We start from the raw sequence: 13,476 nt of genomic DNA on the forward strand, positions 1-13,476 counted from the left end.
ACTTTAGCTTGAGAGTTTCAAAGTGCTATGAAAGACTTTATCTATTTTTTGAGAGAGAGTTTAAGTAAGCATCAATATTATACTACAAAAAATAATTAAAATGAAAAATCAAAAAATTGAAATTGAAAATTTATGGAATCGATTTAAAATTTGGATTACTTCTAACGCTCCACATTTATCTAGAGAACTTCAACCTGCAATTCTACCGGAAGAAATAAACAAATTGCAACAAACCATACAAACAGAATTACCTGAAGACTTTATAGCTTTTTTAAGCATACACAATGGCCAAAATAGAAATGCCGATGGTTTTATAAAAGCTGAAGAACTACTTTCTTCTAACCGAATAATAGATGAATGGAAGATTTGGTATGATTTATATCAAAGTGGAGACTTTGAAGATAGCGAAGCTGAACCTGATGAAGAGATTAAAGACTTTTGGTGGAACCCTAAATGGATACCTATTACCTACGATGGGTCTGGAAATCACCTTTGTATAGATATGGATCCTACTGAAAACGGAACCAAAGGACAAATAATAAGAATGTGGCATGACGATAGCGTAAGAGAATTCATTGCTCCTTCTTTTAAAATTTTCTTTGAAAACTACTGTAAGAGTCTTGAAAATAATAAATATGTTTACTCCGACGAATGGGGAGGAATAGTTAGTAGAGAAGATATTTAATTTAAAATAAGCTATAAAAAACTATAAATAAAAACTGTTTTATGAATTACGAACAACATTTTAAACTTTCATCAGAGATTAGAAATGAATACTGGCAACAAATAGGAACTCCTTTCTCCGATGTTATAGGGAGTATGATTAACCCTACCTTTTTAGGAGGACCAAAATGGCCTTCTTTACGACAAGCTCATATAGGAATTAATACTGAAGATAGTACTATTATAGCTACAGATGGGTTGAGTGATCCATATGACGACTATGATACAAACTCAGAAAACCAAACCTATAATGGTATTGGTTTAGAACTTTATGCAATTAGCGACAACAAATATGAAGACATTCAGCATGTTATTGATTCTTGGGAATTTAAAGTTATGCGAAGAGCAAGTAACATTGCTGCTGCTAACCCTAATATTTCGTATACTTTAAATGATTATACTTACATATCAACTACAATTGATGGTAGTGGATTGCCAGAACAATTTGTAAACGAAGATGAGGAGGCTGGTATATTATTAGGTTTAAAAAACAATAGTATTAATAAATCATTAAAACTAAGCATTGAAGAGATAGCTTTAGTTAATGTAACTCTTTTAACCTCAAAAGAATTAACATATATATTAGAAAACGGTGCTGAAGGGAGAAATAAAATAGCTGAATTACTAACTAATAAAAATTTTCATAAATTAACATCTCAAAGAGAGTCTGTTATATAAAATAAAGACTCAACAGTAAAGGTTTAATAAATGAATTGGATTTTATTAATTATAGCTGGATTTTTTGAAGTCGCTTTTGCCGCTTGCCTTGGAAAAGCAAAAGAATCCACTGGAATGGTAGCTAACTATTGGTATATTGGCTTTTTAGTTTGTTTATCTATTAGTATGTTGCTCCTTATAAAAGCAACTCAAGAGCTACCTATCGGAACTGCTTACGCTGTTTGGACAGGTATTGGTGCTGTGGGAACAGTACTAATTGGAATTATTGTTTTTAAAGAACCCGCTACATTTTGGCGACTCTTTTTTATTACTACCTTAATCACTTCGATTGTAGGCCTCAAGATAGTTTCTCATTAACTTAAAATATGAAAACAACACCAAAGCACGACGAAAGAATTGCAAAAATGACTTTTGCTTCTGTTTATCCACACTATGTTACGAAGATTGAGAAGAAAGGCAGAACTTTAGAAGAATTACATCAAGTAATTGAATGGTTGACTGGTTTTGATAAGGAGATATTAAACAAATTAATTGATCAAAAAGTAACCTTTGAAACCTTCTTCAAAGAAGCCAACTTAAACCCAAATGCTCATTTAATTACAGGAGTTATTTGTGGTTATCGAATTGAAGAAATTGAAACTCCATTAACTAAAAAAGTTCGTTATTTAGACAAGCTTGTAGATGAATTGGCTAAAGGTCGTAAAATGGAAAAAATTTTACGTGGTTAACATAACTAATTTTTCACAAAAAACTCCAAGTAAAAACTTGGAGTTTTTTTACTTTATATAATCTCTTTATCTTGCTTTTCTAAACATTAACTATTACCTCCTATCAACTCTTATTCATCTCTTTTATTAACTAAATAAGTGATTTAAATATAATTACAACATTTAACTATGAACAAAGAAGCTATAATAAACTCAATTAGCAACACGTACAGTAAATTATCTTCAGAATGTCAATCAGATTTATTAAAAATCACTAAAATATTGAGTTTTGAAAAAGGAAAGACCCTTGTACGTGAGGGGCAATATTCTAACAAAACATATTATATAGTTTCTGGAGCAGCTAGAGCTTATTATTTAAAAAATGGAAAAGATGTTTCAGATTGGTTTGCTTTTGAAAATGATTTCATAAGTCCTATTATAAGTTATTTCACAGATAAAGCCAGTCCACACTATATTGAATTACTTGAAGACTCCATTTTATTAGAACTTACAAAAGAAAATGTTGAAATTATTTCAAACAAACACCATGATTTCGAACGATTAATTAGAGTTATTGTAACTAAAACCATGTTAAGTCTACAAGAAAGAATTTCCTCTATACTATTTCAAAAAGCAGAACAACGATACAAACAGTTATTAGAAACTTATCCAACTATAATACAACGAGTTTCTTTAACCCACATAGCATCATACTTAGGAATTACTCTTGAAACCTTAAGTAGAATAAGGAAGCCTAAAAAACGAATTTGATTTATATCAAATGAATCCTGCTAAAAAGTATAGATTTTTGTTAAAAAAAAAATGAAACGTCTACACTACATATCAGGAGTAACAATTACTGTTTTTATAGGACTCCATTTACTCAACCACTTTTTAAGTGTTTTTGGAGAAGAAGTCCATATTAAATTCATGGACCAACTAAGAGTTGTCTATAGAAATGTCTTTATAGAGTTCATACTATTTGTTACAGTACTTATTCAAATTATTTCAGGTTTAAAATTATTTATTTCAAAACGAAAATCATTAGTTACATATTTTGACAAACTACAAGTTTGGACAGGTTTATATTTAGCTTTTTTCTTACTCATACATGTTAGTGCGGTATTAAGTGGTAGATACTTCTTGAGCCTTGATACCAACTTTTATTTTGGTGTTGCTGGCTTAAATACTTCTCCTTTTAATCTTTTCTTTTTCCCTTACTACAGCTTAGCTATTATCTCTTTTTTTGGACACATAGCGGCAGTTCATTATCAAAAAATGAAAAAAAACTTCATCGGGTTATCAGTTAAGCAACAATCAAAAATTATTTTTTTAATAGGAATTGTATTTACTGTAATAACCTTTTATGGGTTAACAAATGGGTTTTCTGGAGTTAAAATACCAGAAGAGTATAACGTGTTAATCGGAAAATAAAATACTAACTAAACTAATTTAGAATGCACAAAGACTTACTTCTACTTGGTTCAGAAGCTCTTCGAAAAGCCGCTATGAATGAAAATGCGAAAGAATATTTAATAGCCAACCCCATTCTTTTTAATACATTAAAAAAGGCTGCAGATAGATATATAGGTGGAGAAAACTTAAATGAAACCATAACCAAGGTTATTAAAGAAAATAAAAGGCTATTTAAGTGTTCTATAGAATTCATGGGAGAAAACACTTCTACTATTGAAGAAGCAAATAAAGCTACAAATGAATTTTTAAGAATAGTGAGAGAAATTAATAATCAAAATTTAAATGCTACAGTTTCTTTAGACCTTTCACATATTGGTTTGGCTATATCTAAAGATTTAGCTTATGAAAATCTATCAAAAATTTGCAGAGAAAACCCAAACATAGAAGTTACAATAAGCGCAGAGGGAATTAATCGAACAGACGATATCATTGATACTTATAAAAAAGGTTCTAAATCATTTGAAAACCTCTCTATAACAATGCAAGCTTATTTATATAGAAGTAAAGATGATTTTAAAGAATTAGTAAAAGAGAAAGGAAGAATTCGAATTGTAAAAGGTGCTTTTGAAACTCCTAAAAAACTCTCAATCCCAAGAGGGGAAAAATTAAATAGCGTGTATCTGGATTATATTGAATATTTACTATCTAACAACCACAAATGTTCAATTGCTACGCATCATCATATCATACAAGAAGAAGCTAAAAAACTTATCAACCTATATAATCCGTCTAATGAAATGTATGAGTTTGAAAGCCTTTATGGTATACAAACACAACAACTTATTAATTTAAAAAATGAAGGATATAATACAAAGTTATATTTCGTTTATGGTAAAGAATGGTATCTATACCTTTGTAACAGAGTAGCCGAATATCCTATGAATATTTTTAGAGCTTTGGCCGATATTGTTGATAACACTTAAAAATTTCTCATTACCCACTCTATACTTATGGCACAACATAGTTTATTTCATTACTATGAGAAATAAAAACACCAGCAAAGATGATAAAAATTGAATACATTTGCTTTTGTTAATTTTCAACGCATGAAACTAGTTTTTGCTACCAATAATCTAAATAAACTTGCTGAAGTACAAAAAATGCTCCCTAACTCTATTGAGTTACTTTCTTTGAAAGATATCGATTGCTTTGATGATATTGAAGAAACCGCAACTACTTTAGAAGGAAACGCCAAGATTAAAGCAAATTATATTACTGAAAAGTTTGGATTTAATTGTTTTGCCGACGATACAGGTTTAGAGGTAGAAGCTTTAAATGGAGAACCAGGAGTATATTCTGCTCGCTATGCTGGTGAACCTGCTAATGCAGAAAACAATATGCAAAAACTATTAACAGAATTGAATCACAAAACTGACAGAAATGCTCAGTTTAGAACTTCTATTTGTTTAAACTTAGATGGAAAGCAATTTTTATTTGATGGAATTTGTAAAGGAAGTATTTTAACCTCTAAACAAGGCGAACAAGGATTTGGGTATGATCCTATTTTTCAGCCTGAGGGTTATAACAAATCATTTGCAGAAATGACTTCAGAAGAAAAAAACAAAATAAGCCATAGGGGGTTAGCAATTCAGCAGTTAGTAGCATTTTTAAAATCAATTAACTAATTGAATTTATCAAAAACATATACAGTTCATTTTTTACTTTTATCAGTTTTACTGATTGTTTTTCTACTACTAAACATCAGTTTAGGTTCAGTATCAATTCCCTTAAAAGAAATTTTCAACTCCTTATTTGGTTACCCTGTGGCAAAAGATAGCTGGGAAACTATAATTATTAACTACCGTTTACCAAAAGCAATTACTGCAATGTTAGTAGGGTCAGGATTAGCCATAAGCGGTTTATTAATGCAAACATTATTCAGAAATCCACTTGCTGGCCCTTTTGTATTAGGAATATCTTCTGGCGCAAGCCTTGGTGTAGCATTGCTTATTTTAGGTTCTAGTGTTTTTGGAGGATTTTTTTTAGTAGCAATCTACTCCAACTGGGCATTAGCCATTGCTGCTAGTGCAGGATCTTTCTTAGTTTTATCGGCAGTTATTATAGCTGCAAATAGAGTTCGAAATACGATGTCTATTTTAATTATTGGATTAATGTTTGGCTCTTTAACATCAGCTGTTATTAGTGTATTAGCTTTTTTTAGTGAAGCTGAACAAATACAACAATATTTATTTTGGAGCTTTGGAAGTCTAGGAAACTTAACTTGGGCTGAACTTTCAGTTTTTGGAGTTATTTACCTTGTAGGAATTCTTGGAACTTTTTCTGTTATAAAACCTTTAAACAGCTTTTTATTAGGCGAAAACTATGCAAAAAGCCTTGGTATCAACATTAAAAAAAGTAGAAATATTATTTTATTAATTACAAGTATTCTTACAGGAGTAATTACTGCTTTCTCAGGTCCTATTGCTTTTGTCGGATTAGCTGTTCCACATATTGCTAAAATGATTTTTTCTACGTCAAACCACAAAATATTATTACCTGCAGTTGCTTTAATTGGAGCTATTATTCTATTAATTTGTGATAGTATAGCGCAGTTACCTACAAGCGAATTCACCTTACCTATTAACGCAATAACATCATTATTTGGAGCACCTGTAGTTATATGGTTATTAATTAGGAAGAAGAAAATATATGTATAAAACTAAGCTTATAAACAAGTAAACATCAAACAAGAACAAAAACATATCGTCTTACAAACAGAAAATCTTTCAATAGGATATAAATCAAAAAAGCAAGAAACACTTATTGCTTCAGATATTGATTTAACTATTGAAAAAGGAAAATTTGTTGCTTTGTTAGGTAAAAATGGAATTGGAAAATCAACCTTACTTCGTACCATTTCTAAGGTTCAAAAACCTTTAAACGGAACTGTAAAAATTAACCAAAAAGAACTTTCATCCTATACTAATCAAGAATTATCTACTACGCTGAGTTTAGTATTAACCGAACGTTTACCACTAAGTCAGCTAACGGTTTTTGAACTCGTTGCTCTAGGGCGTCAACCTTACACTAACTGGATTGATAAACTAACTCAAGAACATCTAAAAAAAATTCTCTGGGCAATTGAACAAACAGAAATCACCCATTTAAAAGACAAACGATTTTATGAATTGAGCGATGGTCAACTACAACGTGTACTTATTGCTCGTGCATTAGCTCAAGATACCGAAATCATTATTTTAGATGAGCCCACTGCTCACTTAGATATACATCACACATTCAAAGTGTTTTCTTTATTAAAAAAACTTGTAGAGAACACAGGAAAAACTATTATTATTTCTACTCACGAAGTAAATATAGCCATTCAATTAGCTGACGAATTCATATTACTTTCTGAAAAACAACTATATACTGGCAATTCACAAGAATTAATTGCTAAAAACGCTTTTGATGAACTTTTTCCGAAAGAATTAATAAGTTTTAACAAAACATTAGAACAATTCGTTATTAAGAAAAATTAAATTTGAACGATTGTAACATTTTGTTACTTTTGAGACTAATCAAACTAAACAAACCTTAATTATTGATGAAAAAATTACTTTATATGGCTAGTGCAGTTGCACTGGTAGCATGTGGTTCAAGCAAGGAAACTGCAAGTACTGATAATGAAGCAACCACAGACCAAGCTGCAAAATATGCCAAAACCATTACCGCAAAAGATTTAGGAAAACACTTGTTTATCTACGCTTCAGATGAATTTGAAGGGAGAAATACTGGTGAACCTGGACAAAAGAAAGCGGTAAAGTATTTAAAAGATTTTTATGTTGGTCAAGGAATAGCATCTCCTTTAGGTGATGATGATTACTTTCAAGAAGTACCTTCTGAGTACTTAAGTAACAATCGTAGAGGAATGACTTTAAAAGACTCTGAAAACGTTGTTGCTTTTATCAAAGGAACGGAAAAACCAGATGAAATAGTGGTTATTTCTGCTCATTTAGATCACGAAGGAGTTAAAAATGGAGAAATTTACAATGGTGCTGATGATGACGGATCAGGAACTGTAGCTATTTTAGAAATTGCTGAAGCTTTTAAACAAGCTGCTGATGCTGGTAAAGGTCCTAAACGTTCTATTTTATTTTTACACGTTACAGGTGAAGAAAAAGGTCTATTAGGGTCTAAATATTATACTGAAAACCCAATTTTCCCATTAGCTAATACTGTTACCAACTTAAACATTGATATGATTGGTAGAGTTGATGACCGCCATAAAGGAAATCCCAATTATGTATACTTAATCGGTTCTGATAAGTTAAGTACTGAATTACATAACATTTCTGAAGCAATGAATAAAAAGTATACTAACATCGATTTAGATTATAAATACAACGATGATAACGACCCTAACCGTTTTTATTACCGTTCTGACCATTATAATTTTGCTAAGCACAACATTCCTATTATTTTTTATTTTAACGGAACACATGCCGACTATCACAGACCAACTGACACTCCTGACAAAATCAATTATGAAATGTTAGAGAATAGGGCTCGTTTGGTTTTCTATACAGCTTGGGAAGTTGCGAATCGTGAGAATCGTGTTGTAGTTGATAAAGCCGCAGAATAAGGTCTAATCAAATTTAAATTATAAAGTTAAAAAGCTCATCTAATTGGATGAGCTTTTTTATTTCCTTTTCTTGCCTTTAATATTACTCCTAAAATATATCTCCTTTTACATCTACAAAGCCCTATAATTAGATTATTTATCTACTAAAATAATTAAATCAGAAAAATAATCTAAAAACTAAACTAATACCTGATAAATAACATTGCTTCGTTTACATTTGCCCGCTTAAATTTTAATACTATGGTTAACGAAGGGAAATTATCATTAGAAAATCAACAAAAATTAGATAAATTACAAGAAGAATTAGCTTCTGCTCGTGATACTTTTTTAGGGTATCCTGTATCAAAAGATTTCGATTATTCAGAATTAAATAAATTTTTTCAATATCCAATTAACAATCTTGGTGATCCATTCGAACAAGGAACTTATCGTGTACGAACTCATGAAATGGAACGTGAGGTTATTGCATTTTTCGCAAAACTATTTAGAGCAAATCCGAAAGACTTTTGGGGGTATGTAACCAATGGTGGTTCAGAAAGCAATCTATATGGTTTATACATTGCTCGTGAATTATTCCCTAAGGCTATGGTATACTATTCTGAATCTACTCATTACAGTGTACGTAAGAACATCCATTTATTAAATATCCCAAGTATTGTAATTAAATCACAAGAAAATGGTGAGATGGATTATGAAGATTTTGAAAATACTGTTCGTATGAATCGTCATAAACCTGTAATTGTATTAGCAACTTTTGGTACTACTATGAAAGAAGCTAAAGATGACATAGGTAAAATCAAAGGAATTTTACACAATTTAGCCATTCAAGATCATTATATTCATTGTGATGCTGCTTTAGCTGGCTCTTTTGGACCATTCATGCAACCTCGTCTTCCTTTTGACTTTATGGATGGAGCTGACAGTATTTCTATTAGTGGGCATAAATTTATTGGTTCACCAATCCCAACTGGTGTCTTAATGGCTAAAAGGTCAAATAGAGACAGAATTGCTAAAGGTATTTCATATATCGGTTCGTTTGACACTACTATTACAGGTTCACGTAACGGGCATTCTCCTTTATTCTTGTGGTATGCCATAAAAAAGTTAGGTATTGAAGGTTTACAACAGCGTTATCAGCATAGTTTAGCTATAGCTGAATACTGCGAAGCTGAATTACAAAAAATTGGAGTAAATGCTTGGAGAAATCCTAATGCAATTACTGTGGTATTACCAAAAACTCCACAAAGTATTAAAGATAAATGGCAATTAGCTACTGAAGGAAACATTTCTCATGTTATTTGTATGCCTAACGTAACGAAAACTCAAATTGATGAATTTATAAACGATTTAAAAAATTGTACAGAACAGATTATTGAAGAGGAATTTTCCTATGATTTTTCATTAAGCTAACCTTTTATTAATCTAAGACAAGTACTTTTGATTGCTTTAAAAGAAAATTTAATTATGAAGAAATTATTATTAAGTACAATGCTACTTGCATTGTCATTTGCTTATGGGCAAGAAAAAAAAGAAAACGAAAAATTAACTATTGAAAAAGGTACGTGGTATACTAGTGCAAATTTTTCTATAGGACATAATAGTAATGAATTTGAAGGTTCTCCTGAAACTTCTAAATATTTTAACTTTAACTTCTCTCCTAAGGTAGGATATACTATTAACGACAACTTAATTATAGGGTTGGGCTTAGGGTATGGATATTCAAAAAGTGAATCAGGGAATGAAATTGGAAAAGGTAACTCTTATCAAATCTTTCCTTATATTAAAAAGCATTTTCCACTTGGAAAAAAATTGACTATTTCGTTACAAGGAGAATTTAGCTATAGTTATTCTGACTATTCAAACAATATTAATTCTACTCCATACGAAAGAAGCACCAACCAATATTTTGTAGGGATAAGACCTGGAATAACTTATTTCTTAAACAAAAATATTGCCTTAGAAGCTAATATAGGTAGTTTAGGTTATTCTAAAATAGACCGAGAAGATTCCGATTTTTCAAATAGCGAATTCGACAGTTTTAGTTTTAGCATCAACTCAACTGATTTATTTTTTGGCCTATCATATTATTGGTAGTATTAAAGTTTACAAATCAAACAAGAAACGCTAAGAAAATTCTTAGCGTTTTTTTATACATTCTATTATTTGAAACTTTTTATTTTGTTGTAACACACTTACCGAAGTAAAAAGCTTTATTAGATGCGTACTATAATTCAAATGTGAATTAGCCACCAACAAAAACCTCCCGTCGTTTTTTAAACAATTTTCTACTCCTGTAAAAAGTTTCAATGCTACTTCAATATTATTCTCATGTTCAAAATGAAAAGGTGGATTTGATACAACCAAATCAAAAGAATTTTCTTTGATGTTCTCTAGACTATCATCACATAAAAATTCTGTTTTATTTCCTTCTAAATTAATTTTAGATGATTCTATAGCCAAATTAAAATCATCTAGTAGAGTTACTTCAGCTTGTTGATTTTTCTTAGCAACTTCATAAGCTATAATTCCGTTTCCAGAAGCTAGATCTAATACTCTCAGTTCTTCTGGTTTAACCACTAAACTTTCTAAAAAAAATTGTGTTCCTATATCTACATTTCCAGAAGAGAACACGCCATAATATTGCTGTAAAGCTTTATCTTTCCACTGAATAGTATTAATTAGGTTTTTCTTTTGAATTTCTTTTTTAGGAGCTTTTAAAATCAACAAACGTGCTTTTTTCCAAGCTTTTGACTGAGTGATTTCTTCAAAATATTGTTCAGCAACCTTTATAAAAGAAGAAGAAAAATACTTAGTCATAAACCCGCAAACAACGACTGTTTCTTCATGTGAAGCTTTATGGATTTGTTGTAAGAACAACTCAAATAATTCTAAAGACTTTGGAATTTTAATTAAAGCCACTTCTACATGCTGCAAATCATCAAGTGGAGTTTTAAAATCAACTTCCGTAGAAAAATTATTCAATTTTAAATTTTGACGAATTGCTGTTTGTTGACTAGCATACGTCCAAACAGTAGTAACTTTTTTATTCTGTAAAGCACAATTCCACACTCCAAAACGATCATTAAAAAGGTGTACGTGCTCTATATTCTTATCAGTTATATAATCTAACACTAAGAGTTCAGCGTTACTCCAAGCTCGTAAACTTTTATCAAAAGTCTTGGGGTAACGCTGTAATTGATACGTTTTTGAGTTTATTTTTACTGTAGTATCCAATTAAGTAATTTTCTACATTTAACTAACTAAAACCTTTTCTTTAGCGTAGTAAATTTCATCTAACGAAGTTATTTCTCCTGCTCTATTTCTTCTAAAAATATGTTTTGGCTCTACATCTTCTATTGAATCTTTCCCCATAGCCGCAACCATTTCTTTAATAGCACTAATTGTTTTATTATGGTAATTTTTCACACGTATATTCTTGTACTTAACTACCAAAGCCTTTACTAAGTCCTTCTCTTGTGTTGCCACACCTACAGGGCAAGTATCTAAATTACACTCACGCGCCTGAATACAACCTAAACTTAACATAAAACTACGGGCCATACCAATTGCATCGGCTCCTAATGCTAAATATTTAATCACATCAAAAGCATCAATAGCTTTACCACTTGCAATAATTTTTATTTGGTCTTTTAGTCCGTATTTTTTCAACATCTTATTTACAAAAGATAATCCTTCTAATAACGGTGTCCCAATGTAGTTTGAAAACTCTAAAGGTGCTGAACCTGTTCCTCCTTCACCTCCATCAACAGCTATATAATCAGGATAGTTATTAGCGTCAGCAAAAGCTTTAATCATAGCTTCAATTTCATCATTGTCACCAACACAAAACTTAATTCCAATAGGTTTCCCTCCTGATAATTCTCTTACTTGTTGAATAAATGCAACCATTTCATCAAAGTTAGAAAAAGCATCATGTCCTGGTGGTGAATCTACTCGTGTAAAAGGCTCTACAGAACGAATTTCGGCAATTTCTTTAGTGTTCTTTTTTGCTGGAAGAATTCCTCCGTGACCTGGTTTAGCTCCTTGTGAAAGCTTTATTTCAACCATCTTCACCTCTTCTCTAACAGCATTTCTCTTAAAAACCTCTGCATCAAAAACTCGCTTCCCATTTACACTTTTCCCTGCTCCAAAATATCCGGTACCTACCTGAAAAATTAAATCTCCTCCTTGTAAATGATAAGGAGAAATACCTCCTTCACCTGTGTTATGAGCAAAGCCTCCCATTTTAGCCCCTTGGTTCAATGCCATAATTGCATTCTTACTCAACGAACCAAAAGACATTGCAGAAATATTGATTATAGAAGAATCATATTTTTGTGTACACTTATCTGAACCTATTAGTACTCTTTCACCATTAATATGATGATGATCTTTAGGAAATAACGAATGTTTTACAAACTCATACCCCTTTGCATATACATTATGTTGGGTACCAAAAGGTACTGTTTCAATTTCTTTTTTTGATCGCTGATAAACAATACTTCTTTTCTCACGATTAATAGGCTTTCCACTTAAATCATCTTCAATAAAATATTGTTGAATTTTTTCTCTTTCTTCTTCAAATACCCAACGCAAACGAGCAATTACTGGAAAAGCACGCATTAACGAATGCTTTTTTTGAATAAAGGCATCATATATTGCTAATAAAGTTACTGCTGATGCAACAGTTAACAAAATATAATTTCCCATATCTGGCATGAAATAAACCAACACACCACATAAAATATTAATTACAACAATAACAGATAAAATGGTATCTCTCATTTCTTTTATTTTTCTGGCAAAAATACAATTTTAGCATAAAAAAAGCTCTGACATATAGCCAGAGCTTTCTTTTATATTTAAAATACTTGAAATTATTTTTTGAATTTCGCGTATTTGTTTTTGAACTTATCAATACGCCCTGCAGTATCTACTAACTTAGACTTACCAGTGTAGAAAGGATGTGAAGTTCTTGAAATTTCTAATTTGATTAATGGATACTCAACTCCTTCTACCTCTAAAGTTTCTTTTGTATTAGCAGTTGAACGTGTTAAAAAAACATCTCCGTTAGACATGTCTTTAAACGCTACCATTCTATAATTTTCTGGATGTATACCTTTTTTCATCTCTTGTAAATTTAAAATCTTTTATTTTTGTTGAAAAAATTATAAAGTTGGTAAAGCTTTATAGTTGTTTCATATATCAAAAACCTGCAATGGCTATTTGAGGGTGCAAATTTAACCCTTTTTTTTAATTTGCAAACAAATAATTTGCTTTAATTTGTACAACATCTTTATAAACTACAGA

16 protein-coding genes are annotated in these 13,476 nt (G+C 30.8%); 13 read left to right on the forward strand and 3 right to left on the reverse strand.

All coding sequences use genetic code 11. The annotated features are described in order from the left end of the window. The first annotated feature begins 100 nt into the window (after positions 1–100). The 13 genes from ACKTTR_RS10750 to ACKTTR_RS10810 all read left to right on the forward strand — a co-directional run bounded on the left by ACKTTR_RS10750 (position 101) and on the right by ACKTTR_RS10810 (position 10,260). A complete protein-coding gene (locus tag ACKTTR_RS10750; RefSeq protein WP_408027838.1) occupies positions 101–685 on the forward strand; it encodes an SMI1/KNR4 family protein in 585 nt (194 codons plus the stop codon). A 41-nt stretch (positions 686–726) separates the two neighbouring features. After that, positions 727–1,401 (forward strand): hypothetical protein, encoded by a 675-nt coding sequence (locus ACKTTR_RS10755; RefSeq protein WP_408027839.1) that lies wholly within the window; start codon positions 727–729, stop codon positions 1,399–1,401. A gap of 30 nt (positions 1,402–1,431) precedes the next feature. After that, positions 1,432–1,758, forward strand: coding sequence for a DMT family transporter (locus ACKTTR_RS10760; protein WP_408027840.1), 327 nt, complete (start codon positions 1,432–1,434; stop codon positions 1,756–1,758). 8 nt (positions 1,759–1,766) lie between these two features. Further along, positions 1,767–2,129 carry a DUF2200 domain-containing protein gene (locus ACKTTR_RS10765; protein WP_408027841.1) on the forward strand — a complete coding sequence of 121 codons (363 nt, stop codon included), beginning with the start codon at positions 1,767–1,769 and terminating at the stop codon, positions 2,127–2,129. Between the two features lie 168 nt (positions 2,130–2,297). After that, on the forward strand, positions 2,298–2,879 hold the full coding sequence (locus tag ACKTTR_RS10770) for a Crp/Fnr family transcriptional regulator (RefSeq protein WP_408027842.1): 582 nt from the start codon (positions 2,298–2,300) through the stop codon (positions 2,877–2,879). Positions 2,880–2,930: 51 nt separating this feature from the next. Next, a complete protein-coding gene (locus ACKTTR_RS10775; RefSeq protein WP_408027843.1) occupies positions 2,931–3,542 on the forward strand; it encodes a hypothetical protein in 612 nt (203 codons plus the stop codon). A 23-nt stretch (positions 3,543–3,565) separates the two neighbouring features. After that, positions 3,566–4,507 (forward strand): proline dehydrogenase family protein, encoded by a 942-nt coding sequence (locus ACKTTR_RS10780; RefSeq protein ID WP_408027844.1) that lies wholly within the window; start codon positions 3,566–3,568, stop codon positions 4,505–4,507. A gap of 123 nt (positions 4,508–4,630) precedes the next feature. Beyond that, positions 4,631–5,209, forward strand: coding sequence for a non-canonical purine NTP diphosphatase (locus tag ACKTTR_RS10785; protein ID WP_408027845.1), 579 nt, complete (start codon positions 4,631–4,633; stop codon positions 5,207–5,209). Next, positions 5,210–6,241 (forward strand): FecCD family ABC transporter permease, encoded by a 1,032-nt coding sequence (locus tag ACKTTR_RS10790; protein ID WP_408027846.1) that lies wholly within the window; start codon positions 5,210–5,212, stop codon positions 6,239–6,241. Between the two features lie 117 nt (positions 6,242–6,358). After that, on the forward strand, positions 6,359–7,063 hold the full coding sequence (locus tag ACKTTR_RS10795; protein ID WP_408028005.1) for an ABC transporter ATP-binding protein: 705 nt from the start codon (positions 6,359–6,361) through the stop codon (positions 7,061–7,063). Positions 7,064–7,128: 65 nt separating this feature from the next. Then, on the forward strand, positions 7,129–8,166 hold the full coding sequence (locus tag ACKTTR_RS10800) for a M28 family metallopeptidase (RefSeq protein WP_408027847.1): 1,038 nt from the start codon (positions 7,129–7,131) through the stop codon (positions 8,164–8,166). Between the two features lie 240 nt (positions 8,167–8,406). Continuing rightward, positions 8,407–9,576 carry a histidine decarboxylase gene (locus tag ACKTTR_RS10805; protein WP_408027848.1) on the forward strand — a complete coding sequence of 390 codons (1,170 nt, stop codon included), beginning with the start codon at positions 8,407–8,409 and terminating at the stop codon, positions 9,574–9,576. A 54-nt stretch (positions 9,577–9,630) separates the two neighbouring features. Then, positions 9,631–10,260, forward strand: a complete 630-nt coding sequence (locus tag ACKTTR_RS10810) for an outer membrane beta-barrel protein (protein ID WP_408027849.1) — start codon at positions 9,631–9,633, stop codon at positions 10,258–10,260. Positions 10,261–10,302: 42 nt separating this feature from the next. On the opposite strand, the gene ACKTTR_RS10815 is transcribed toward ACKTTR_RS10810, so the two are convergent. From ACKTTR_RS10815 to ACKTTR_RS10825, 3 genes are all read right to left on the reverse strand, one after another. Further along, positions 10,303–11,400: a methyltransferase gene (locus tag ACKTTR_RS10815; RefSeq protein ID WP_408027850.1), complete on the reverse strand. Its 1,098-nt coding sequence runs from the start codon at positions 11,398–11,400 to the stop codon at positions 10,303–10,305. Between the two features lie 18 nt (positions 11,401–11,418). After that, on the reverse strand, positions 11,419–12,951 hold the full coding sequence (locus ACKTTR_RS10820) for an FMN-binding glutamate synthase family protein (protein WP_408027851.1): 1,533 nt from the start codon (positions 12,949–12,951) through the stop codon (positions 11,419–11,421). A 92-nt stretch (positions 12,952–13,043) separates the two neighbouring features. Beyond that, entirely contained in the window at positions 13,044–13,295 is a 252-nt protein-coding gene (locus ACKTTR_RS10825; RefSeq protein WP_047789607.1) for a type B 50S ribosomal protein L31, read from the reverse strand. Positions 13,296–13,476 lie beyond the last annotated feature (181 nt).

Origin of the sequence: Tenacibaculum litoreum, assembly GCF_964513915.1 — a bacterium.
In the GTDB taxonomy this organism is placed as follows: domain Bacteria; phylum Bacteroidota; class Bacteroidia; order Flavobacteriales; family Flavobacteriaceae; genus Polaribacter; species Polaribacter litoreum.